This window comes from Candidatus Thermoplasmatota archaeon (assembly GCA_038884455.1).
Taxonomy (GTDB): domain Archaea; phylum Thermoplasmatota; class E2; order DHVEG-1; family DHVEG-1; genus JAWABU01.
The window spans coordinates 1-24,836 of record JAWABU010000002.1; the positions used below are offsets into that span (position 1 = coordinate 1).

Here is a 24,836-nt window from a genome sequence, read left to right on the forward strand (position 1 = left end):
ATTTTTTCTGTTTGCTGTGCGTGATTCTCACAGCAAAATGAGACGTTATGCTGAATTTATGGATTCATTTCGGGATGTAGCCCTTTTTTAGATGTTTTTTGTGAGAAAAAATCATCAACTCGGTTCAAGAATAGGGGAAAGTTAATTTTTTTTGAGTTTTGCGATGTAAAATCCATCAGTGTTGTGGGTGTCTGGGTAGTATCGATGTTCTGCGATGAGTGCATAGGTAGGGTTTTTCTTGAGGAATTGAACGATTTGTTGTTCGCATTCATCAGGTATGATGCTGCAGACTGAGTAGACAAGGATGCCCTGTGTTTTGAGCAATGGGCTGTAGTGGGCAAGGATTGTTTGTTGGAGTTGGATGAGTCGTCTGAGGTCTTCTGGTTGTATGGTCCATTTGAGCATCGGGTTTTTTCGCAGTGTCCCTGTACCACTGCAGGGTACATCGAGGAGAAGCCTATCTGCAGTGTTATGGAGTCGTTTGATGTCTTTGGTGGTGGTTATGGTTTTGGTTTCGATGTTGTCTGCTCCTGCGCGTGTGGCTCGTCGTCTGAGTTCTGTTAGTTTCCATGCTTGGGTGTCAAGGGCGATGATTTTTCCTTTGTTGTGCATGAGTGCTGCGAGATGGAGTGTTTTGCCGCCTTCTCCTGCGCAGGCATCAACGACGCGCATGCCTGGGTGCGGATCTAGAATGATGGATACCATTTGGGATGCGATGTCTTGGATTTCAAAGAATCCTTGTTTGAAGGAGGGTGTTTTGAAGATGTTTGTTTTTTTGGAAAGTATGAGTGTATCTGGTGCAATGTCCAGTGGTGTGGTATGAATATTTTCTTGTTTGAGAAGCTGGCTGAGGGTGTCTTTGGTTGTTTTCAGGGTGTTGGTTCGAAGTACGAGTGGTGCTGGTTGGTTGAGTGCATGAAGAAGGTTTTCCCAACGTGAGCCATACGTGGTTGTACCGATTGTGTCGAACCAGTCAGGGATTGATTCTCTGAGAACTCGATTGTGTGTTGCTTGGTGGTATCGTCTAAGGTATGGTTGGGTGAGTTGTTGTTTTTGTAGAGTGGTATAGAGGGTGATGAGGTTTAGAAGTTTGCTGGTGGTGAGTGTTGGTTTTTCATCAAGAATATACCAAAGAAACCGCCAGTATCTGATGATACCATTGAGGGTATCAACAAAGGTTTCTTTTTCAGGTTCAGTCCAGACGGTGTTTTGTTTAAAAATATGGTTGATGGTTTTTGATACGGTTTGGTTTGTGGAAAAACTTTTTTTTAGTGCATCGATGAGATGTGGGATTTGTTGTTGGTTGGGTTGCATGCTTGGTGGTTTGGTAATGGTTTTGATTGGTATAAGAGTGTTTGTGGTATATTCTTGTAAAGAAAGCTGAGTTGTAAAATTTATTTTATGTTTCGAGTATATTGTTTCTTTTAGCAGAGATGTAGGAATCTCGTGATATTTTTTCTCCGATGTCGTGTATCATTTTGTCGTAGTCTGTATTTGTATATGTATTGAACACTGTTCGTCTGGTGTAATTATCGATGAATTCATGTTTGAAGTAGTCTTTGAGGATTTTTGCATATGATTTTCCGCTGATTATTGATTGTGCTGCAAAAACACCGGTTAGAAGTGCATATCTGATACCAAAGCCTCGTGATGCATCTTGAAAGCCACCGGCATCTCCGATGTAAAGAGTATTTTTTTTGATACAGGTTTGTAGTGGGTTTTTTTTGTAAAAACTATATCCGATGATCGGTTTTGGTTGGGGGGTTGCATCTTCGAGTAAATCTTTGAGAATTTTGTTTTCGTGTACTGCTTTGGTAAACATTTCTTTTTGGGCATCAAAGGTTATGGCTGATCCAAATACCACGGATAATACTGTGGTGAGGTTTTCTTTTGATGGTATCACACAGAGATAGCCATGTGGTGCTATGTTGTTGTCGTAAAAAAGGTAGACGGTGTTGTTTTTGATTGGGACATTTTTGTATTCTCGTCCGTATCCTTTGATATTTGGTATGTGGTTATGACCACAGGCGATAATTGTTGGGTTTTTAATTTGTGTTGAGTTAAAGTTGAAATGGACGTCTTGTTTTTCTGCGATATGATAGAGTTGTTGTTCTAAACTTGTTTTTCCATTTCCGCGTCTGAGTGAATAATAGATTTTTTCTCCGTGAACGTGTGAACAATAGTTTGGTGATATTTTGATGACATGGTCGATGTGGTTGTCAGCGGTGATGTCTAGGCCCATGGTTTTGATTTCTTGGAGTGCATCTGATGTTGGGATCGCATAGTTTCTTAGAACGCTGGTATGCGGTGTGCAATGGTTATAGCTTTCTTTTTTTTCGTATACCGTGACATCGTAGTGTGCTTTTGCAAGGGTTATTGCAGCGGAAAGGCCAGATATTCCTCCGCCTAAGATCGATAGTTGTTTCACTTTTCGACACCAGATGGTAATAACTTTCTCAGATTGTAAGAGATGTATTAATAAATATCGCTAAGATTTGTTTGGTATCAATTTTGAACATACTAGGATATAAATAGGTTCAATAAAACATATAATATAAAGTCAATAATATTTATATATTTATAAGATGATAGTATTTAGGTACATGTCTAAAACCGATTTTCTATGGAATGAATTAATCTACGGGGGGCATTGGTTTTCAATAAGTGCATCTGCTCTCGTACTTTCTATTATGATTATTTTACAAGTACAAATACGATGGGAATTGTTACTTATTATTTATTTACAAATTCAATGTTTATTTAACTATAATCATTATAAGGAACTCGAAATAGACATCATATCAAAATCAGATCGGTCATTATATTTAAAAAAATATATACGTTTTCTTCCTTTTTTAACAATATTGTATGGCTTCGGATTTACTATTTTAATACTTTATTTTGGTAATTTTTTAAATCTTGCTTTCGCCATTTCACTATTTGTATTAGGCTTATTATTCACAAAAATTTTTAAAAAATGGACATCTAAGATTATCGGTTTCAAGACATTTTATACTGCAATTACCTTTGCCTCATTTTTTATACTTTTTATAAATTTTTATTGCTCTAATGAAATAAATTTTTTAGTAATTTCGTTATTTATCATATTCTTTTTCCGTTTTATGATAGGAACCGGATTTAGTGATATCAAGGATATCGAAATTGATCAGAAACAAAATCTCAAAACATTTCCAGTTTATTTCGGAAAAGAAAAATTTTTAAATATATTACACATTATAAATATCCTAACATTCATTGCATTTGTAATTATATTATTCACTATTAACATTGCATTTATCTTGATATCTTTTTTTACTTATGTATATACGCTCTTATATATTGAAAAAGCAAAAAAAGAAAAGACTAACACCCAATTGCTTACTCAAATTTACATTGACGGCGAATTTATTTTTTGGCCAATAATATTACTACTAGGTTTAATTATTTTTAACTAAAAACACTGATAACAAAAAAAATTAATATCTATTATAATAATAAAATTATTCACTGATTGTTAAAGTCAAATATTCACCAATATCAATGGTAAAATTTTTAAATAAAATATTCATATTTAAAGAGGCACTAATAAACCCTGATAAAATGCCTCGGAAAATTGTATATTTAGCCTTTTCAGAGAATGTCGTCCAAGGATAATAAACCGATGTAATCTTGAATCCTTGAGAATCATTAACCATAACATCTCCAAATCCTATAGCTGGAAAAAAATCGATAATAAATTTAGCATAGTCAGGATAACCATATATTTTTTGAAGAATACGTCCATATTCAAAACAAGAATCGAATAAAATTCTTTCGCCTTCGGGTAGTCGTTGAATCTCATTTTCTAATACATATAAGATATGTGAATCACATGAAAAAAATCTATTTTGTTTATAAGAAACAATACCTTTACTATATTCAAAAAAATTTATATCAATTAGATCTTTCATAGAGTTTCTTGCGTATATTGTTTCGCGTACTTCATTCAGAGTAAGATAATTATTTTCATATTTCATTTCATCAAGTTGCTCTTCAATAAAATAATTCCCTTTTACATCACGAATCTTATTTTTTGGTGCACAAATAATTACACATTCTGTATCTCCTCGACCCTGACATTTTAATTGTGTAGCTTCTAATGTCTTATCTTGCATTAAATAAGCCCAAATTCCAACACTACCACCATCAGCCATAATATATCCTAAACCATTGTTTCTACAAATAATATAATCTTTAAAAGAGATTGTTAAAATTTTTTTATCGATATCTACTTCATAATCTGCATGCGATGCATAAAATGTTTCGAGATACTTAACCATATAATAAACAAAATCAGTCATTTCTTTTTTTTTATGAGTATTAATTGTTGGAAATTCAGACATCGCTGCATATATATATCCAAATTTTTTTCCGATTGAATATAGGGTTTCTTTTCCTAAATCACCATATTCTTTGATAATATTTTTTTCGATAATTTCAAATAACTTTTCAGGTAAAAAAAATTCTCTTAAAAAAGTTGTTTTTCTATTATCTGATAAGGTATTGATAACAAATCCGGGTTTATCGATTATTTCAATCCGAGGTAAAAGTACATGCTGAATAAACCACGTAACAATTCTATCCTTAACTGGCACGAAAGAGTATCTTTAACAAACTTATTAAGTTTTTATATTAAAGAAACACCTTTGTCGGTGAATTCGATAGGAAAGGGACGGATAGTGATTTTTGTTTTCCGCATTTTTTTGATTTGAAGTGTTCGATTCTCGTTTTGTCCAAGCATTCGTGCATCAAGAACCCATAATCCATCTGCTCTAAACTCACTGGTCATATCAATGGTGTCACCTGGTCGTCCTTCAACTTTTTGTGCAATTAAAAGAGCAGTTATACCGGTTTGTTTTATGGTATCAATAAGTGATATCAATGTTGCTTTGTATATTTCTGTTATTGATTCTGGATGAAGTCCGCTTCTAAAAGAATCGACTAGATTAGAAGGATTCATGGTTGCTAAGGCGATTGATGTGGTACTATCAATAACAAGTCGTTTGTATCCTCCAGTTAAAATAAGTTGTTTTAATTCATTCATTTTTGATATTTCAAAAAATTCTTGAGAATTTACCGCAACTATCTTAATTTTTCCTTCCTGTTCAAGTCGCATCAAATCCCAACCAAATTGCCCTGCTTGATCTGCAATTTCTTGTTTTGGCTGTTCGCTACTAATATACAATCCTTTTTCATTATATTGAACAGCACCGTTCACAAGGTATTGCATTGCGAGTAATGATTTTCCTGAACCGGGCGTTCCGGTAACTAATACAATACTTCCTTGAGGTAAACCTCCACTTATCTTTTCATCTAAACCAAATATTCCTGTTTTTACCCGCTCGGCACAGCCTTTCTTCGCATTGCTTGTTTCTATCTCAAACATTCCTCATCTCTCCAAAATTATCATCAATATTTATTTATAAAAGAAATCAAAAGACAAGTTAAAAACATTTCGTAATAAACAACGTTGTATAATTTATGGTACATATCAAAACATTGTTCAGATTAAAAATCTACTGATGGATCGCTAAGCAAAAAGAACCTACATATTTTTCAAAAATTTTTAACTATCTGCTTCATTCTTCGCAGCGTATCAGCACAATCTTTTAATAGTAAGACTCGATAATAATGATTTTGGTATTTGTTTAGCTGCCTATTTTACAGGAGAAACAGGAATATCGATTTATAAAAAGACGTGTTCTGTTTAAAATCTCTTTCTCCTGTTGATGTTTTTCTAAGTGGAACAGTAAGAAATTATCTTCTCCTGTTACTGAGAGCTAAACAAATACTGATTTTGAAAAAAGGAACATATCAAATAAAAGAAATATTTAAGTAAACAATGTTCCTTCCATTATATAAAATAGATAAATATTTATTTAAATCATTAAAGCAATGAAAAATAGGAGAAGTATTATGAAAATAAAAAGAAACATAAAAATTATTAGTATCATAATGAGTATTCTACTTATTACTATTTTAATTAATCTTGCTTTAGCTAGTTATCTTTATAAAGGATTTCTTGAACATAGAGCAAATGAATTGGATAACTACGAAGTCCATGATGAGATATTAAATAATACGGAAAAATTTATTGATTCTGTACGAACCTATTATAACAATTCAATAACACAGTTCAACTTAGCCATTCATTACCAGGAAATAAACTCAACATATGCAAAATCTGTTTTAGATTTAGCATTACAAAATTATTCAAAAATCAGAGAAACTGAACAACAAGTATTAAACTGGTATTATGAATTACATAAACAAAATCTGACTTATTTTGACTATGAAACAATTTATAATTGTATGAAAAAAATTTCACAAATAGAAGCAGATTTTTTAAATAGATTTGATAAAATATACATAACATAGAAATTAAATACGATTTTTGTTATTCACATTAATTTTTTAATACAATAATTTATTTTATATCTTTTCATACGAATTGGTGTGGATAAAGCAATCTCTGATAATAAATAACATCAATTTCCATCACAAGTCAAAAAAAAAAAATACTTTAATTTTAACTCGCTTGTTGTAATAATTGAAAACGATTTTCCAGGCTTATATTAATCTCTGAATTTTGAATCTGTTGAATTTTTATTTCTTGTGAGTCAGATTTTATTTCCTTCGAGTATTTAAATATATATTCATATACATCGTAATCATCAGGATCATAAGCATTTACAACAACGACATTACCACTAAATTGCATTCCAGGTATCCTTGGGAATGGAGCAATAAATGAAACAGATGAAATATCAGGTATTCCTGATTCCACCCTAAAACCGTTTGCAGGAGCAAAAATCCACTGGTACCCAAAGTCGGGCCATGAATAAACATACCAGTCAAGATAAGAAAATTCTTGTGTGTTTCTTACAGTTAATGTACCAGTTACTGTCGATTGCCATATTGGAACGTAATCTTGCATATCTAATGTAATATCGATTTTACCAGGTAATACTGACACAATTACCTTTGTATCTGATGTTACCTGTATCATTCCCTCTTCAATCCTATATGGACCTAGTTTTGTTGCAGTATAATGATATGTATCCCCATTTACATAAAAAGTTACTGCTCCATATTCTCCAGGTGTACTTGTTTGCGTTCCAATACCTTCGACAGCAATTGTAACTCCACCAGGTATTGTTTCAAAAACTAATGCATAAGCTAAGGGCTGTTCACTAGCTTTTAGAGGGATATTAACAAAAGTCGCTATCAACAAAACAAATACACCAGATATAAAAAAATATTTTTTAAAAAATTTTATGCCTCTAGTCTTTTTAAAAAAATACTTAGCGGTTCCATTCATATTTTTTCCTCCATTTTTATAAATAATATAATATTATTATTTTATAATATATATACTTTTTTACAAAACTCTAAAAATAAGAAAAAATTCACTCCAGAGGCGAATATACCAATAATCACTTTCATTAACCTTAACCATTATAAAAATAAAGCTTCAGAGACTCCATATGAGTTCAAGTATCCCTATTCTTTTGGATTTTTTTCATAAATCGTCAGCACAATCTTTTAATAGTAAGACTCGATAAAAGGAATCTCGGGACGAGGCATTCAATGAGTATTGTTGATCTCACATCAATGGCCGGGCCGCAAACAGAACAACGCAAAGAAATCAACGAACGGCTGCAGAAACTCAAAAACGAGATTTCAGAATATTGTTTTCAATGTGCAAAATGTACCGCAGGATGTGAAGCGCATAAACTTTTAGAACTTGAACCGCATAAAATCGTTGCATTGTTAAAACGTGGTCTGATCGATGAGATGGTCAACTCAGAGGTCATCTGGACGTGTATGACGTGTTATAAATGCTGGGAACGATGCCCGCAGAAAGTTGCTCCTGTTCAAATTCTGTTCAGCTTAAAAAACATGGCGGTTGCAAGCGGTAAACAAATACCGGGTAAATACACCGCGATGCTGCAATCAATTATGACCATGGGTCTTATCCAAGATATTCAAGAGGTACGTACAAAAAAGAATGAATCAATAAAACGTGAAAGCCTTGGGTTGCCATCGTTGTCAAAACCAAAGGATGTTACGAAATTTCAAATGGGTTTAACCAAAGTAGCTGTTGAAAAACTCTAGCGAATGCTTATGAAAAAGAAATATGTATTATATCCTGGCTGTTTGATGCCAACGGAACAATACGCATACGAACTCTCACTTCGGGAGATCTTACCAGTTTTTGACATAGAACTTGTTGATATCGATGGTTTTTCGTGCTGTGGTGAACCAATGAAAAGTGTGAACCAGCTGTTAACAGTATCACTTGCAGCTCGAAATCTTGCGATTGCTGAATCTGAAAAACGTGACCTGTTTGTTCCCTGTTCAATGTGTCATCTTTCTCTTTCTGAATGTCAACGTATCCTAAAAACCGATGAATCCTTGAAACAACGCATTAACACAGTTCTTGCTGAGGAAGGTCTCATCTATCATGGATCACATCAGATTGTTCATACGGTTGAGCTGTTCTATGATCATATTGGCCTTGACAGAATAAAAGAAAAAGTCAAACACCCACTCACCGGGTTGAAACTGGTGACGCATCCGGGTTGTCATCTCATCAGGCCTAGTGAGGTTGGACGACCTGATCATGCAGAAAACCCGCAAAAAATGGAAAAAATTATAGAAGCACTCGGTGCACAACCGGTCCATTATTATCCGCAGAAACTTGATTGTTGTGGTGCACCGTTGCTTGCAAATCTTCCTGAATCAGCACTCACGAAAACCGGGCAGAAACTTGCTGCTATCCAACAACAAGGCTACGATGGCGTGGTTGATGTCTGTCCCTGGTGTCATAAGATGATGGATGCTCGGCAAACGAAAGCTGGTGAGACTGTTGCAGCACAACTGGATCTGCCGGTTGTCTATCTTACACAGCTTATTGGTCTTGCACTGGGTATTTCATCTGAGAAACTTGGTTTACAGTTGAACCTAAGTCCTGTTGAAAAACTCAAACCAGCTGAGAAAAAGAAGGAGACCTGATGCGGCGAATCGGTGTGTTCATCTGTCATTGTGGAATCAACATTGCTCATACGGTTGATGTTGAAAAGCTCACCAAGTATGCAGCAACTCTTGATAGTGTTGTGGTTGCAAAACAGTACAAGTATATGTGTTCTGATGTTGGAGCAACCTTGATTAAAGATACGATTAAAGAGCATAAACTTGATGGTGTGGTGATTGCTTCATGTTCTCCAAGGATGCATGAGCATACGTTTCGAAAAGTTGCTAGTGACGGTGGTGTGAACCCGTATAGAATTGAGATAGTAAATATCCGTGAACAATGCTCTTGGGCGCATACCGATAAAGAAAAAGCAACAGAAAAAGCACAAGCATTGGTTCGAAGCGCAGTTGCAAAAGCAAAACTTTTGGAACCTTTAAAAACCTCAAAAGTGCCTGTGATACCAAAAGCATTAGTTATTGGAGCTGGGATCGCTGGTATCCAAGCTGCTCTTGATCTGGCAAATGATGGTTTTCATGTGTATCTCGTGGAACGTGAACCAAGCATCGGCGGGCATATGAGTCAACTTGATAAAACATTTCCAACCCTTGACTGTTCATCCTGTATTCTGACTCCGAAAATGATGGAGGTTGCTAATCATGCAAACATTGAGTTATTCACCTACTCTGAGGTTGCCGCACTTGAAGGAAGCATCGGGAATTACACCGTAAAAATCCGGAAAAAACCAAGGTACGTTGATGTCACCAAATGCACAGGATGTAACGACTGTGCTCAGGCATGCCGTATGAAAGGTCATGTAAGTGATGATTTTAATATGCATCTGGGAAAACGCAGTGCAATATACATGCCGTTTCCCCAGGCAGTACCTTTGAAATGCACGATTGATCCAAAGCATTGTTTGATGATCACTCGGGGTAAATGCGGTGATGAACCACTGTGTGTGAAAGCCTGTGCGCAGGGTGCTATTGATTTTACTCAAAAAGAAGAAACTGTCGACATCAATGTTGGTGCAATTATTGTTGCAACTGGATATGATCTTATGGATCCAAGCATGCTGTATGAGTATAGTTATGATCATGCACCTGATGTGATTACAACTCTTGAACTGGAACGACTCATCAGCTCCTCAGGTCCAACCAAAGGAGAAATACTTCGGCCAAGTGATCAGCAGAAACCAAAAAGTATAAGCTTTATCCTCTGTGTTGGGTCTCGTGATGAAAACCAATGCAGTTGGTGCTGCCGGATTGGGTGTATGAGTGCACTCAAACATGTGTATCTGCTGCGGGAAAAACTTGGTGAGGATGTTGAAATCAACCTGTGTTATACCGATATCAGATCCTATGGTAAAGGCTATGAGGAGTTCTACCGGAAAATCAGAGGACAAAAAATTAACATGTTCCGTGGACGCCCCTCAGAGATACGAGATGAAAAAAACTATCTCAAGTTTGACATTTTTGATACCATGACCAATAAACTCTTTGAGATTACTACTGATCTTGTGGTTCTTGTCCCAGCAGTAGTTCCTCGTGACGACGCAAAGGAACTTGCACGAATGCTCAACCTCACCCAAAGCGGAGATGGTTTTCTCCTTGAAGCGCATCCAAAACTACGACCCATGGATACATTTGTGAATGGTATTTTTATTGCAGGCTGCTGCCAGGGACCAAAAGACATTCAAGATACCGTGTCCCAAGCAAGTGGCGCTGCATCACGAGCTGCAACGATTCTTTCACAAAAAGAACTGGAAATCGATCCGCTCATCGCAGCAGTTGATGAAGACATCTGCACCGGCTGCGGTTTATGTGTTGATATCTGTCCCTATGAAGCGCGAACACTTAACAAAAAATCAAAGATTGCAGAAGTCAACGAAGCACTCTGTTTAGGGTGTGGTGCATGTATTGTTGCTTGTCCAAGTCATGCATCGATTCATAAAAATTTTACAAAAAAACAACTCCTCAACATGGTTGATGAAATCATCTAAAAAAAGGTTTCATACGTATGGCAAAGAAAAAAACAACATCATCTGATTCCTCTGCAAAACACGGCTCAGTTCTTGTTATTGGTGGTGGTATCTCAGGGATACAATCAGCTCTTGATCTTGCTGATGCTGGTTTCAAAGTCTACCTTGTTGAACGAGGGCTGAGTATCGGCGGGACGATGACGCAGCTTGATAAAACCTTTCCCACCAATGATTGTGCAATGTGTATTCTTGCACCAAAACTCGTCTACACCGGTAGACATGAAAACATACAAATCATGACGAATGCAGAAGTAACAAGCTTGTCTGGTGATGTTGGAGATTTCCAGGTAACTATCACGAAACATCCACGATTTGTTGATCTTGAGAAATGCAATGGATGTGGTGACTGTGTTGAACACTGTCCAGTCAATATTCTTTCAGAGTTTGATGAAGGGCTTTCGTGTCATAAAGCGATATATCAACAGTTTCCTCAGGCAATTCCAAATGTTTTTGCGATTGCGAAAACCGATGAGGTTTCACCCTGTAAAATCGCATGTCCTGCTGGGCTGAATGCTCATGGTTTTATAGCTCTTGCCGGGCAGAAAAAGTTTGCAGAAGCATTCGAACTCATTAAGGATCGCATACCGCTGCCTGGTTCACTTGGTCGTATTTGTTATCATCCCTGTGAAACTGAATGTAACCGGAAAGATATCGATGAGTCCATCTCAATTTGTAAGATACGACGATTTGTTGCTGATTATATTTATGAACACCCTGAGGAACATCAAACATATCTAAAACTCCTTACTGAAAAACAACAAGCACAAGATAACAAGAAACGAGGGAATAATCAGAAAATAGCAATTATTGGTGCTGGACCAGCTGGTCTAACCGCTGCTTATGATCTTGGTAAACTTGGTTATAAACCAGTTATTTTTGAAGAAGAAAAATACAGCGGTGGGATGCTTCGCTATGGTGTTCCTGATTATCGTCTTCCCCGAGATTACTTGAAAAAAGAAATCGAATTGCTCTGTAGCGAGGCTAACATTGAAATTAAAAATAACCAGAAACTCGGTAGAGATTTTACGATAAAAGATTTGAAAAACCAAGGTTTCAAAGCAATCTTTCTTGCGATTGGAGCCCACAAAGGAAAAGCAGTTGATTTCGAATGCTCCCCCGAGTTGAAAAACAACATATTCCAAGGTGTTGAATATCTTGAACAACTCAACCGCGATATGATCGCACCTGATTATTTCAAAGGGAAAAAAATCGTAGTAATTGGTGGTGGAAATGTTGCAATGGATGCAGCACGAACTACTCGACGTCTTGGTGCAGATGTCGAAGTTGTGTATCGAAGAACCATCAATGAGATGCCCGCGCATAAAGAAGAAATCAGACAAGCACAGGAAGAAGGAATCACGTTTACTTTTCTTACCGCACCACTTCGGTTTTTGAAAAAAGAAAAAACAACCTGTGTTGAATGTGTGCACATGGAGCTTGGGGAGCCTGACAGTAGCGGTCGACGTAGACCTGTTGAGATCAAAGGGTCAAACTTTGATATTACCAGTGATTATGTGATTTTTGCGATTGGACAGGAAACCGATCAAAAACTCTTAGAGAATGAAGATATCAAACTCACCTCAAAAGGGTTCATTGAGGTTGATCCAGTTACCCTGCAGACGTCGCAACCAGGTGTGTTTGCCGGTGGTGATGCTGTACTTGGACCAGCATCAGCTGTCGAAGCAATAGCTGCTGGTCATGAAGCTGCAATCTCGATTGATCGGTACCTCAACAATGAGGATGTACGGGCAGGACGTGAAAAAACAAAACCAAAATCAGCATCAATTCCAAAAACTGCATTACGAATTCCCATTAACCGAGAACAGACAACCTTGCGTTCACCTCTTGAACGAATTAAAAATTTCCAAGAAGTTGATCAAGGTTTAACGATTGATCAAGTACTCCGAGAAACACATCGATGTTTGAATTGTTCAGGATGCTGTGACTGCAAACAATGCGTTGTATACTGCAGCAGGAATGCCATTGATCATACTATGAAACCATCAACAGAAACCATCTCTGTTGGTGCAGTGATCATCTCACCAGGTTTTGAGAAATACCATCCAAAAAAAGGAGATAGCCTTGGATACCAAGTGTACCCAAATGTCGTAACAAGTATCGAGTTTGAACGGATGCTTTCAGCATCAGGACCGTACAAAGGTCATATTCAGCGAATCTCAGATGGCAAAACGCCAAAGAAAATCGCCTGGCTGCAATGCGTAGGAAGTAGAGATGAAAGTTGTGACCGGAACTACTGCTCCTCAGTATGCTGTATGTATGCAACCAAAGAAGCAGTGATTGCACAAGAACATGAACCCTCTCTCACCACGCATATTTATTTCATGGATATGCGGAGTTTCGGAAAGGATTTTGAAAAGTACTTTACCCGCGCTGAGCAAGAGCATCACGTTGTATATCGACGATGCAGAATTCCGCACGTTGAACAAGATCGTGAGACGAAAAATTTGATTATTCAATATGTTGACGAGGCGGGTAATCTGCAACAAGAAACCTACGATATGGTGGTTTTGTCGGTCGGACTGCAGCCGTGCAAAGCAATAGCTGATCTTGGAAAAATTCTTGATGTAAATCTAAATGCCTACGGCTTTGTTGAAACACAACCATTTATGCAAACAGTAACCTCACGACCAGGAGTGTATGCTTCTGGGACGGTTACTGAACCAAAGGACATCCCTGAGAGTGTAACTCAGGCTTCAGCTGCTGCTGCATGTGTAGCTAAAGATATCAGTTGTGTTCGTGGTACTGAAATTGTTGAAAAAACTTATCCTGCTGAGCTCGATGTGAAAAACGAAGGAGTACGTATCGGTGTTTTTATCTGTCACTGTGGGATTAACATCAGTGGCGTGATTGATGTCAAAAAAGTAGTCAGTGAGACGCAGAAATGTCCCAATGTTGTGTATGTTGAGGACAGTATTTTTACTTGTTCTCAGGACACTCAAGAGCGCATCAAAGAAAAAATAAAAGAACATAATCTCAACCGCATTGTTATTGCTTCATGTACGCCACGTACTCATGAACCACTCTTTCAGGATACGCTCAAGCAAGCAGGTTTAAATCCGCATTTATTTGAAATGGCAAATCTCCGTGATCAAAACAGCTGGGTACATAAAAATAATCCAAAGGAAGCGACAAGAAAAGCTGTTGATTCAGTTCGAATGGCAGTTGCAAAAGCACAAGAACTGTACCCTGTACATCATCTTCAGATACCAGTTGTTCCTCAAGCACTCATCATCGGAGGCGGTATCGCAGGTATGACCGCTGCACTTGCAATTGCTGACCAAGGATACCAAGTTTTTCTAGTTGAAAAAGAATCGTGCCTCGGCGGTCAACTTAAGAATATTTACTTTGGTATCCATGATGAAGAACCACAACGATTTTTACAGCAAACCATAGAGCAGGTGACCACGCATGATAAAATAAAAGTTTTTACAGACACAGTTGTTGAGAAAGTTTCTGGATACGTCGGAAATTTTAAAACGAGTATTCGAACAAAAGGTAAAAAAACAGGTGAGCAGCTTGACCATGGCATCATTGTTGTTGCAACCGGTGGATTACCCTATGAACCGTCAGAGTATTGCTATAAAAAAACGCAGGATATCATCACGCAAACTGAATTTGAAAAAGATCTGTTCGATAAAAAACCGTACTTAAAAGATCTCAAGGAAGTTGTGATGATTCAATGTGTTGGTTCACGAAACAATGATCATCCGTACTGTAGCAGGATTTGCTGTTCACAAGCAGTAAAAAATGCTCTCGTCTTAAAAAAACAAAACCCTGCTGCTGCGATTTATGTACTCTACCGCGATATTAGAACGTATGGTTTCCGTGAAGACTCATTGTACAGAAAAGCTCGACAACAAGGAATATTGTTTGTTCATTTCAACGAAAAAGAAGAACCAAAAGTAACTGTTTCAGAGGGAAAAATCAGTGTTACCATCAAAGAGCATCTTCTTGGTCGGGAACTACATCTCCACCCAGATAAACTGATCCTCAGCACGGGTGTTGTCCCTCAGGAAAACACACTGCTTGCCCAACAGTTAAAAGTCCCACTCACAGAAGATGGATTTTATGCAGAGGCACATGTGAAACTCAGACCTGTTGATTTCTCAGCAGATGGCATGTTTCTCTGTGGTCTTGCACATTCACCTCGCTTTATTGAAGAATCAGTAGTACAAGCACAAGCAGCTGGTGCTCGAGCAGCAACGATTCTTTCAAAAAAATATCTTGAAACTAAAGGAAACATTGCTCGCATCCGAAACCGTAATTGTGTTGGTTGCAAGCAATGTATTGAGATTTGCCCGTATGATGCGATCAGCTTTGATGAGGAGAAAAAAATCGCAGTGGTGAATGAAATTCTTTGTCAAGGCTGTGGTGCATGTGCAACGATTTGTCCAAGTGGCACTTCACAGCAGAATACGTTTACTAAAAAACAGATTGTATCTATGATTGATGCATGTTTGGAGTAGATCATCTATGAGTGAAGATAAAAACGAAAAGAAAAAAGAATTTGAACCAAAAATCGTTGGTTTTCTCTGCAACTGGTGTAGCTATGCTGGAGCAGATCTTGCAGGTACGAGTCGTATCCAGTATCCCCCGAATATTAGAATTATTCGGGTGATGTGTTCAGGATCTGTCGATTCTATGTATATTCTCCGAGCATTACTTGAAGGTGCTGATGGTGTTTTTGTGGGCGGCTGTCATCCTGGTGACTGTCATTATCTTGATGGGAACTACAAAGCCAGACGACGTATGGTGCTGCTTAAGAATATTCTAACAACACTAGGCATTGAACCTGACCGTGTTTGGATTCGCTGGATATCAGCATCAGAAGGTCAAAAATTTGCAGAAACTATGAAAGATATGACTGAAACCATTCGGAAACTTGGACCTAACCCAATACCGAAACATTGGAATCTCTGAGGTGAAAAAAACTATGCAACATGGTTTGTTAAAAATAAAAAACGATGATGTTTCTGAAACAGTCAATGAATTCTTAAGAGAACTGCTTGCATCAAAAAAGATTAGTGCATTGCTTGTTCCTCAGATGGTTCCCTCAAAGAAAACAGTATTTCCAGTTCTTATCTCTGATCCGAAAAAACTTTCAGCTGATGTTTTCGCACCGGTTCTTCCTGTATCAACAGCAACTATGGTGTCAAAGATAACGAAACATCAAGCGCCAAGCACGCCTATCGCGGTTGTTCTACATCCCTGTCAGATCCGTGCTCTTATCGAACTTACAAAACTGAATCAAGCACGTCTTGAAAACATCATACTCATTGGTGTTGATTGTCTTGGTACCTATCCGGTTACAACCTATGCAGTGCTTGCTGAGAAAAAAAATCCAACCAAACAGATACTTGAAACACTTACAAAAAAAACAAGCGATACTGAAAGTAAGCTTCGAACAGCGTGCAAGGTATGTACTGAACCAATCCCAGGATACGCTGATATGAGTATTGGCTTGTATGGCATGCATCTTGAAAAAGAAATCCTGATCCAAGCACATACTGATGCTGGAAAAAAACTTATCTCTGAAGTTACTCTTGAGGATGCACAAGATAAAATCAAACATCGTGATCAAGTTGTTAAAAAAATTTGTGAAGAACGAGAAAAAGCAGTGCAAAGTTTTATACACGAGAAAGCAGGTAGTAAAGGAATTGAAGCACTCACTAAATTTTTTGATACCTGTAGTAACTGTCATAATTGTATGAAGGCTTGTCCGATTTGTTATTGTAAAGAATGTTTGTTTGATTCCTCGATTTTTGATGCAGAGGGAAATAAGTTTATCAGAAAAGCAGAACAGAAAGGTTTGTTTAAAATGCCCAGTGATGTACTCCTATTTCATGTAGGACGGATGAATCACATGATTCTCTCCTGTGTGAAATGCGGTCTTTGTGAGCAGGCTTGTCCAAGTCTGATTCCATTGATGGATATTTTTATTCCAGCTGCTGTGAATGCACAAAAAGAATTCACGTATCATCCTGGTAAAGATAAAGATGAGAAAATCCCTATGATTGTGTATCGTGAAGATGAATATACTGATGTTGGAGAAGCGTAAACCATGGAAGGTATTGATTCTCAAAAACTTGATCCGAACTTCAAATTCCAGATAGCCCAAGAACCGGGTGGCGAAGGCATTCTGAAATGTTTTGCGTGTGGATCATGTACTGCACGATGCCCTGAGATGCAGGTGAAAACCTCATGGAACCCACGATTGATCATTCGGAAAGCATTGTATGGTTTGAAAGAAGAAGTCCTGAGTAGCGAGTTTCCTTGGATTTGCAGTGCACATTATCGCTGTCTTGAAAAATGCCCGCAAAAAGTCAATGTCAAAGAAGTCATGAATGCCGTACGCAACACAAGACTTGACGAAGAATATATTGAAGATATTACTGAGAAACAAACAAAAAAACAACTTGACCTAAGCTTCAAATACACCATAGCCAAGGATGCATCAGGAAAAGATTTGTACGAATGTTTCTCCTGTGGAACATGTACTGCTGGCTGTCCAGAACGAGAACTCGATCCGTTATATTCATCCAGAAAAGTGATCAAACAAACACTGCTAGGTATGAAGGATCATGTCTATAGCAATAAGTTTGTTGAAATCTGTTCTATGCATCATCGATGTTTGACGCAATGCCCACAGGGTGTTGAGATTCCAAAACTGATGAATGCATTAAAAAACATCGCAGTTCGAGAAGGATATGAACGAAAAAACGAGTAGACAACCTATGACCAAGAAAACAGAAAAAATCGGAGCTGTTGCAGTAATCGGTGGTGGGATTACTGGTGTTCAAGCAGCACTTGATCTAGCAGACATGGGGTTTAAAATCTTTCTTTTTGAAAAAACACCGGCGATTGGCGGTGTCATGGCACAACTTGATAAAACCTTTCCAACCAACGATTGTTCAATGTGTATTCTTTCACCAAAACTCGTCGACTGTGCTCGTCATCCAAATATCCAGATGTATACGAACACCGATGTTGAAGCAATCCATGGTAAACCAGGTAATTTTACAATAACAGCAACGAAAAAACCAAGGTTTGTTGATCTTGAAAAATGCACCTCGTGTGGTTCCTGTGCCGATGTCTGCCCAATAAAGTTACCTAATGAATATGAGTTTGGGTTAGTTGATCGAAAAGCTATCTATAAATGTTACCCTCAGGCGATTCCTAATGCCTATGTGATTGATAAAATCGGTGATGGAAAAAAACGAAAATGTGTTGAATGCATGAAATGTGTTGAGGTGTGCACATCAGGTGCCATTAACCATAAAGAAAAACCTGAAACACTTGAAGTATCTGTTGGTGCTGTGATTATTGCTGCTGGATCAACACCTTTTAACCCGGTGGTTAAACCAGAGTTTGGGTATACAAAATACAAAAATGTGCTGACAAGTATTGAGTTTGAACGTATTCTTTCAGCATCAGGTCCGTTTCAAGGAAAAATCCTTCGACCAAGTGATCAAAAAGAACCAAAAAAAATTGCTTGGATTCATTGTGTTGGGTCTCGTGATGCAAGCGTGGGAAATCCGTATTGTTCTGCGATGTGTTGCATGTATACGGCGAAAGAAGCAGTAATTGCCAAAGAACACAGCAAACACATAGAACCAACCGTGTTTTACATTGATATCAGATCGTATGGTAAAGATTTTGATCGGTATATTGATCGTGCAAAACAAGAACACAACATTCGGTATGTACGATCACGGATTTCTGAAATTATTGAGGATCCAAAAACAAAGAATCTGGTTATCCGCTATGAGGATGATTGTGGAGAATTGAAAAACGATGTTTTTGACATGGTGGTTCTCTCAGTTGGACTCTGTAGTTCTGAGCCGCGCCGTCATGAACTTTTAGAAAAGCTTGGCGTGCCACTAAATGAGTTTGGTTTTCTCAAGTCCAATGCTGATGACCCAGTTACAACAAACATTCCTGGTGTTTTTGTTGCTGGATCAATTCTAGAGCCTCAAGCAATCCCTGAGAGCGTAACTCAGGCGTCAGCTGCTGCTGCAAAAGCAGCAATGCTTCTTGCAGATGTGCGTGGAACCTTAGTTCAAGAAAAAACCTATCCAAAAGAACGTGACGTTTCTGATCAGGAACCACGTGTCGGTGTTTTTATCTGTCATTGCGGGATCAACATCGGAGGCGTTCTTAATATTGAACAGCTGGTTTCATATACCAAGAAACTACCGGATGTTGTTCATGTTGAAGCGAATCTGTATTCATGTTCTGAGGATACTCAGAAAAAAATCGTTGATGCTATCAAAAAACATAACCTGAATCGTATCCTTGTTGCCGCGTGTACACCGCGTACTCATGAACCATTGTTTCAGAAAAGTCTTCGACAGGCTGGGTTAAACCCGTTTCTATTGGAGATGACCAATATTCGTGAGCAGTGTTCCTGGGTGCATATGGACACACCAAAAAAAGCAACAGAAAAAGCAGAAAAACTGATTGCAATGAATGTTGCAAAAACACGGCTCCTGCAACCGATACGAACTGTTCAAATACCCGTGATTCAAACCGCTCTGATCATTGGTGGTGGTATCGCAGGTATGACTGCTGCGCTCTCACTAGCGGATCAAGGGTTTGAAACAGTTCTAGTGGAAAAAGAAAATCGTCTTGGCGGTCATCTCCATGACGTGTTCTCCACCGTTGATGGTGTTGATATTCAAAAGCTGCTTCAAAGCACTACTGAGAAGATCAGGAATCATCCGCGAATCAAAACATATCTTAATGCCCAGGTGAAAAACGTGAAAGGATACGTGGGTAATTATGAATCAGAGATTCAAACACCAGCAGGACTTGAACGATACACCCATGGTGTCATTGTTGTTGCCACCGGTGTTCAAGAATATATCCCAACAACGTATAATTATGGGAAAGACAACCGTATACTAACCCAGACACATCTGGAAAAACAACTCGCCACAATGACCAAAGATGATATTGTTGATGGTGAAACCTTTGTGATGATTCAATGTGTTGAATCACGAGACGAGAAACGATCATACTGTAGCAGGATTTGCTGTATGCAAGCAGTAAAAAATGCATTAAAAATAAAAGAACTCAACCCAAAAGCAGAAGTGTTCATATTGTATCGAGATCTTATGACGTATGGTTTCAAAGAAATTTTCTACAAACAAGCTCGGGAACAAGGTATCATGTTTATGCAATATGATCCCTGTAAAAAACCAAAACTGGAAATAAAAAAAGAACTCAGTGTGAATATCTATGAACCGATGCTTCAAGAAACTGTTGAGATCCCAGCGCATCATGTGATTCTAGCGAGTGGTATGAAACCTTATGAAGACACAGAGAGGCTTGCAAAACTTTTAAAAGTCCCGATAACCAGTGATGGTTTTTTCCTAGAGGCACATGTAAAACTACGGCCGGTTGATTTTTCAACCCGTGGCGTGTTTCTTGCAGGCTGCTGTCATACACCAAAATTTATCGCTGAATCGATCTATCAAGGACAAGCTGCTGCTGCTCGTGCCGGAACACTTTTGTCATCCTCCTTGTTAGAATCAGAACCAAATGTCGCTGTGGTCAACAAAGAGTTATGTAGTGGATGTAAAACCTGTATTATCACGTGTCCGTATCATGCAATAGATTCAGCTCAAGAAGAACAAAAAGGAAAAAAAATAGTCTACGCAAAGGTTAACGAAGGTTTATGTCAGGGTTGTGGCACATGCGTTGCTTCTTGTCCTGCAGGTGCTATTGAGCAATGTGGTTTTAGAGATCGGCAAATCATCCCAATGGTTGATGAAGCAGTTTAAAAACAGGTTATTTTTGATTCAAACTCTGTGAGATCATAAACAACATGATTGCCCGTTGCTGTTCTGGTCCGATCAAGAAAAAACGATTTGATTCCCAGCTGCGAAGGAACCTTGTAATCAAATTCTTCATGATCACCAACATGAATTAATTCATCAGGTTTCACTTTGATTTCCTCGCAGATTTTCTCATAAAATAATGGAACTTTTTTTACCTGATGAAAATCAGAGGTTGACGAGAAAACGTAGGTAAAATATTGTCCAAGTTTTGATTGTTCAAGTTCGATGTCTATGAATTCTCTTTTTGCATTCGAAAGAAGTATCAGATTGTAGTCCTTTGAAAGGCGACGAAGGATATCTGGTACCTCGGGAAAAACCTGGATGGTATGTCGATACTCGTCGAGAAGATCCTGCCATGAGGTTGTTAAGTTGAAACGACTGAACCAGTAGTGAATATCATACCACTCTGGATTGGTATCACCAACAGCATCATATTCTTTAATAAGGAATGTTTGCGCAGTGTGAAATGGAATGTTCTTCTCTTTTGCATATATTCGTGGTAATCCTTGAAGCCAAACTGCATCAGGATAGCTTCGATCAACAAGAGTTCCATCAAGGTCAAAGGATATTGTTGGTTTCATAGGAGAGTAGGAAAAAACTGAGTGATATTAAAAGGTATTGGATATATCTGAAGACCAGATGTTCCTTAGGTAATCGTACAAGGAAAAACAGGATAGGCCACAAGGTGAATCGTGTTAATTTTTAATAATACCATAGATCGTGATGATGAAAGCAACGATTTCAATAATCGTTAACGGAAACAGGGTTGAACTGATTTGATCACAGTTGAGATTCATCCCACTCAGTTGACCGGGAAGAAAAATTTTCAAAATAAGCATAATTCCCCAGATACCAACGCCAAGAGCAATCAACGTTTTATTCATAAATTATCTCCTCAGGAACTTTGCACATCCAATCAAATTAGTATCACTTCTGATGTTTAAATACATTTCCTGGGTGTAGCTAGGGAAGGTAAAAAATGTTGAAAGTGGACTTGTCGGGATTTGAACCCGAGGCCTCTCCCATGCCAAGGGAGCGATCTTCCGCTGATCTACAAGCCCAGTTTTTGGTTAACTCCAGAATAAACAAAGGCAAATAAATGTTGTGGGGGAAATTATTAGAACTACAAAAGGTTTTGTGCCGATACCTCATGAAAAAGAAACATCTTGAGATGATCTTACAACAAGTACCCCTGCCAAAGAATCCAAAACCAGAACTGGAACAATATGTAACGCCAGCAACAATAGCAGCAGATATCATCTTTCTTGCATATCACCACGGAGACATTGAAGATAAAATCGTGGTTGATCTTGGATGCGGCACCGGTATCTTTGCAGTTGGTGCATTTCTTGCTGGTGCATCGCAGGTGTACGGATTTGATATTGATAAAAATCTGATACGACTTGCACAACAATATACCGCTGAAAAAAAATATACAATAACCTATCAGGTCTGTGACGTGACACAAGTATCAACCGTCTGTGATACGGTGATAATGAACCCGCCGTTCGGTGCTCAGAAAAGCAATCAACAAGCTGATCGGAGGTTTCTTGAAAAAGCATATGAAATTGGACAGGTGATTTATTCGCTTCATCTTACAAAAACACTACCATTCATTAGAAAAATGATTGCAGCATTACCGGCAACAATCACCTTTGAAAAAACCTATCGATTTCCAATACCTGCTCAATTTGCATTTCATGAAAAAACAGTGATGCAGTATGACGTCTCTCTCATCAGAAGTGAGAAAAAAGATCAGAAAAAAAGACAATTTTAAAAACAGGTTATCTATTTGTTTCTCGAGAAACAATAGATTTGCCTGGTAGGTTTACCAAAACGAGGTAGATACGCAAGATGAAGGTTTATAAAAAACAATGAGATATCTATCCGAAAGTATAATAATATCTTACTTTATCTGGGCTTCAATCTATTTGAATAAAACATAAGGGACTTGTGAGTAGTATGGCGCGTACAAAAACAAAGAAATTCAGAGGTTCACATACCCACGGTAAAGGAAAAAAGGGTGGCCGCGGTGCTGGTCTTCGCGGTGGCCGAGGAAACGCTGGGCTTCATAAACATCGCTATATGTATATGATGAAATATATGCCCGATCATTTCGGCGTCCATGGATTTACTAGACATGCAGCAACCCATGCTACCATCAAGGTTATAAACGTTGGTCAGTTGCAAGAACGATTCCCATCGAAGAAAGAAATTGATCTCTCATCTGAAGGATACGACAAACTCCTTGGGAGTGGGACAATTAAAAAAAGTGTTATTGTGAAAGTGAAAGCTGCCTCACAAAAAGCAATCGATAAAATTGTTGCTCAAGGTGGAGAAGTAAAGATACTAGAATAAGGGTATCGAGTATGGCTGAAGAGAAAAAAAGTCGTCTGTATGTACTAAAACCGTTAATTGAACGATGGCCTGCGGTTGCAAAGCCAGAAATCCACGTTAATTTTCGGACAAAACTCCTTTGGACAGTTCTCTGTCTCATCATTTACTTTGTTTTAACCAACATCATGATTTATGGGATACAAGGACAGGTTCTTGATTTGTTTGCAAGTTTTCGAGCAATCATGGCAGGTGCCTCCGGGTCTTTGATGCATCTCGGTATCGGACCGATTGTCACTGCGTCAATCATTCTTCAGCTTTTTGTCGGTGCAAAAATCATCAAATTGGATTTAACCAAAAAAGAGGATAAAGCAATCTACCAGGGAACCCAAAAAATTCTGGTTATCGTGATGATTCTTGTTGAGGCGATCCCTCAGATTTACGGTTATCTTGAACCAAGTACGCAGCTCGTCAGCATGGTTGGAGGCATGGGTGCGAATCTCATTATTATCTCCCAGTTGTTTATGGGTGCGATCCTTGTTTTTTTCATGGATGAGTTGATCTCAAAATGGGGTATTGGCTCTGGTATATCCTTATTTATTGCAGCAGGTGTTTCACAATCACTCTTCACTGGTTTGTTTAACTGGTTACCAGGTGACGCAAAACATCCAATAAGCTTTAGTAATCCACCTGCTGGGACGATCCCTGGTGTCTACTATATGATGTCTCAGATGAGCCTTGGAGAACTCGTCGATGGTGGATTTCAATATATCTTCATTGGTCATGGTGGATTTCAAAACGCAATTATACCTCTGATTGGAACTATTGTGATTTTCTTTGTTGTTGTGTTCGTTGAATCATCACGAATTGAGCTTCCCCTTGCTCATGCAAAAGTACGTGGTGCACGAGGAAGATACCCAATACGACTCATGTATGCCTCAAATATTCCAGTTATTCTCATGTCTGCATTGCTTGCGAATATCAATATGTTTGCTTTGCTGTTTTACACGCATCCCACGTTAAAAAATCTCCCGCTGCTCGGCCATCAATGGTGGATTGGCACCTACGATACCTCAGCAGGTTCGACGATGCCAATTGCTGGTGGTGCCTGGTATCTCTCAGGACTCAATGGTATCAATAGTTGGTTTATGCCGATTTTTGCAGGTGGTTACGGTGGTCATGCTGCCTGGCAGTATGCCTTGAAAGTAATTATCTACATGTCGGTGATGATCTTTGGTTCAATCTTATTTGCGAAGTTTTGGATTGAAACAACCGATATGGGGCCGCAGGCTGTCGCAAAACAGATTCAAAACTCAGGGATGGTTATCCCTGGTTTCCGGAGAGATCCTCGAGTTCTTGGAAAAGTTCTTGAGCGGTATATTCCTGTTGTGACCGTGATTGGTGGTGCGTCTGTTGGTGCACTTGCAGCACTTGCAGATGCAGTAGGAACTCTTGGAAATGCGAGTGGTACCGGTGTGCTGCTCACAGTTGGTATTATGATTCAGATGTATGAACAGATCGCTCGTGAACAAGCAATGGAAATGCATCCGATCCTCCGAGGGTTCTTTGGAAACGAATAACAATT

General features: G+C 38.3%; 20 protein-coding genes and 1 tRNA gene. 13 read left to right on the top strand and 8 right to left on the bottom strand.

Translation table 11 applies throughout. The features are described from left to right. Positions 1–141: 141 nt before the first annotated feature. Both QXL17_00495 and QXL17_00500 read right to left on the bottom strand, forming a co-directional pair. A complete protein-coding gene (locus QXL17_00495) occupies positions 142–1,314 on the bottom strand; it encodes an RsmB/NOP family class I SAM-dependent RNA methyltransferase (protein ID MEM4257619.1) in 1,173 nt (390 codons plus the stop codon). A gap of 85 nt (positions 1,315–1,399) precedes the next feature. Continuing rightward, positions 1,400–2,428 carry an NAD(P)/FAD-dependent oxidoreductase gene (locus tag QXL17_00500; GenBank protein MEM4257620.1) on the bottom strand — a complete coding sequence of 343 codons (1,029 nt, stop codon included), beginning with the start codon at positions 2,426–2,428 and terminating at the stop codon, positions 1,400–1,402. Positions 2,429–2,603: 175 nt separating this feature from the next. Here QXL17_00500 and QXL17_00505 point away from each other — a divergent pair, with 175 nt between their 5' ends. Further along, entirely contained in the window at positions 2,604–3,455 is an 852-nt protein-coding gene (locus tag QXL17_00505; GenBank protein MEM4257621.1) for a UbiA family prenyltransferase, read from the top strand. Positions 3,456–3,500: 45 nt separating this feature from the next. Here the strand turns inward: QXL17_00505 and QXL17_00510 are convergent, their stop codons facing one another. After that, the gene (locus tag QXL17_00510) at positions 3,501–4,634 is read right to left on the bottom strand and encodes a hypothetical protein (protein MEM4257622.1); all 1,134 of its coding nucleotides are present in this window, start codon (positions 4,632–4,634) and stop codon (positions 3,501–3,503) included. 32 nt (positions 4,635–4,666) lie between these two features. Continuing rightward, the gene (locus QXL17_00515; GenBank protein ID MEM4257623.1) at positions 4,667–5,425 is read right to left on the bottom strand and encodes an ATPase domain-containing protein; all 759 of its coding nucleotides are present in this window, start codon (positions 5,423–5,425) and stop codon (positions 4,667–4,669) included. Positions 5,426–5,955: 530 nt separating this feature from the next. Here QXL17_00515 and QXL17_00520 point away from each other — a divergent pair. Further along, positions 5,956–6,417, top strand: a complete 462-nt coding sequence (locus tag QXL17_00520; protein MEM4257624.1) for a hypothetical protein — start codon at positions 5,956–5,958, stop codon at positions 6,415–6,417. A 151-nt stretch (positions 6,418–6,568) separates the two neighbouring features. Here the strand turns inward: QXL17_00520 and QXL17_00525 are convergent, their stop codons facing one another. Further along, the gene (locus QXL17_00525; GenBank protein ID MEM4257625.1) at positions 6,569–7,360 is read right to left on the bottom strand and encodes a hypothetical protein; all 792 of its coding nucleotides are present in this window, start codon (positions 7,358–7,360) and stop codon (positions 6,569–6,571) included. 269 nt (positions 7,361–7,629) lie between these two features. On the opposite strand from QXL17_00525, the gene QXL17_00530 reads away from it, so the two are divergent. From QXL17_00530 to QXL17_00565, 8 genes are read left to right on the top strand one after another with little or no spacing between them, the layout of a single operon-like run. Continuing rightward, positions 7,630–8,157 (top strand): 4Fe-4S dicluster domain-containing protein, encoded by a 528-nt coding sequence (locus QXL17_00530; protein ID MEM4257626.1) that lies wholly within the window; start codon positions 7,630–7,632, stop codon positions 8,155–8,157. A gap of 9 nt (positions 8,158–8,166) precedes the next feature. Continuing rightward, positions 8,167–9,057: a CoB--CoM heterodisulfide reductase iron-sulfur subunit B family protein gene (locus tag QXL17_00535; GenBank protein MEM4257627.1), complete on the top strand. Its 891-nt coding sequence runs from the start codon at positions 8,167–8,169 to the stop codon at positions 9,055–9,057. Next, positions 9,057–11,015 carry a CoB--CoM heterodisulfide reductase iron-sulfur subunit A family protein gene (locus tag QXL17_00540; GenBank protein MEM4257628.1) on the top strand — a complete coding sequence of 653 codons (1,959 nt, stop codon included), beginning with the start codon at positions 9,057–9,059 and terminating at the stop codon, positions 11,013–11,015. Before QXL17_00535 ends, QXL17_00540 begins: the two co-directional genes overlap by 1 nt. A 17-nt stretch (positions 11,016–11,032) precedes the next feature. After that, positions 11,033–15,541, top strand: coding sequence for an FAD-dependent oxidoreductase (locus QXL17_00545; GenBank protein ID MEM4257629.1), 4,509 nt, complete (start codon positions 11,033–11,035; stop codon positions 15,539–15,541). A gap of 7 nt (positions 15,542–15,548) precedes the next feature. Then, entirely contained in the window at positions 15,549–15,995 is a 447-nt protein-coding gene (locus QXL17_00550; GenBank protein MEM4257630.1) for a hydrogenase iron-sulfur subunit, read from the top strand. 13 nt (positions 15,996–16,008) lie between these two features. Beyond that, the gene (locus tag QXL17_00555; GenBank protein ID MEM4257631.1) at positions 16,009–17,133 is read left to right on the top strand and encodes a Coenzyme F420 hydrogenase/dehydrogenase, beta subunit C-terminal domain; all 1,125 of its coding nucleotides are present in this window, start codon (positions 16,009–16,011) and stop codon (positions 17,131–17,133) included. A 3-nt stretch (positions 17,134–17,136) separates the two neighbouring features. After that, positions 17,137–17,802, top strand: a complete 666-nt coding sequence (locus QXL17_00560) for a 4Fe-4S dicluster domain-containing protein (protein ID MEM4257632.1) — start codon at positions 17,137–17,139, stop codon at positions 17,800–17,802. Then, on the top strand, positions 17,783–20,860 hold the full coding sequence (locus QXL17_00565; protein ID MEM4257633.1) for a CoB--CoM heterodisulfide reductase iron-sulfur subunit A family protein: 3,078 nt from the start codon (positions 17,783–17,785) through the stop codon (positions 20,858–20,860). Before QXL17_00560 ends, QXL17_00565 begins: the two co-directional genes overlap by 20 nt. Here QXL17_00565 and QXL17_00570 read toward each other — a convergent pair. The 3 genes from QXL17_00570 to QXL17_00580 form a co-directional block, all read right to left on the bottom strand. Further along, the gene (locus tag QXL17_00570; protein MEM4257634.1) at positions 20,857–21,498 is read right to left on the bottom strand and encodes an HAD family hydrolase; all 642 of its coding nucleotides are present in this window, start codon (positions 21,496–21,498) and stop codon (positions 20,857–20,859) included. The genes QXL17_00565 and QXL17_00570 overlap by 4 nt on opposite strands. A gap of 114 nt (positions 21,499–21,612) precedes the next feature. Then, positions 21,613–21,801, bottom strand: a complete 189-nt coding sequence (locus QXL17_00575) for a hypothetical protein (GenBank protein MEM4257635.1) — start codon at positions 21,799–21,801, stop codon at positions 21,613–21,615. A 105-nt stretch (positions 21,802–21,906) separates the two neighbouring features. Then, positions 21,907–21,978: transfer RNA gene (locus tag QXL17_00580), tRNA-Ala, on the bottom strand. A gap of 89 nt (positions 21,979–22,067) precedes the next feature. Here QXL17_00580 and QXL17_00585 point away from each other — a divergent pair. From QXL17_00585 to secY, 3 genes are all read left to right on the top strand, one after another. Beyond that, entirely contained in the window at positions 22,068–22,694 is a 627-nt protein-coding gene (locus QXL17_00585; protein ID MEM4257636.1) for an METTL5 family protein, read from the top strand. A gap of 185 nt (positions 22,695–22,879) precedes the next feature. Continuing rightward, positions 22,880–23,275 (top strand): uL15m family ribosomal protein, encoded by a 396-nt coding sequence (locus QXL17_00590; GenBank protein MEM4257637.1) that lies wholly within the window; start codon positions 22,880–22,882, stop codon positions 23,273–23,275. 11 nt (positions 23,276–23,286) lie between these two features. Further along, positions 23,287–24,831, top strand: a complete 1,545-nt coding sequence (gene secY, locus QXL17_00595; protein ID MEM4257638.1) for a preprotein translocase subunit SecY — start codon at positions 23,287–23,289, stop codon at positions 24,829–24,831. Positions 24,832–24,836: the final 5 nt, after the last annotated feature.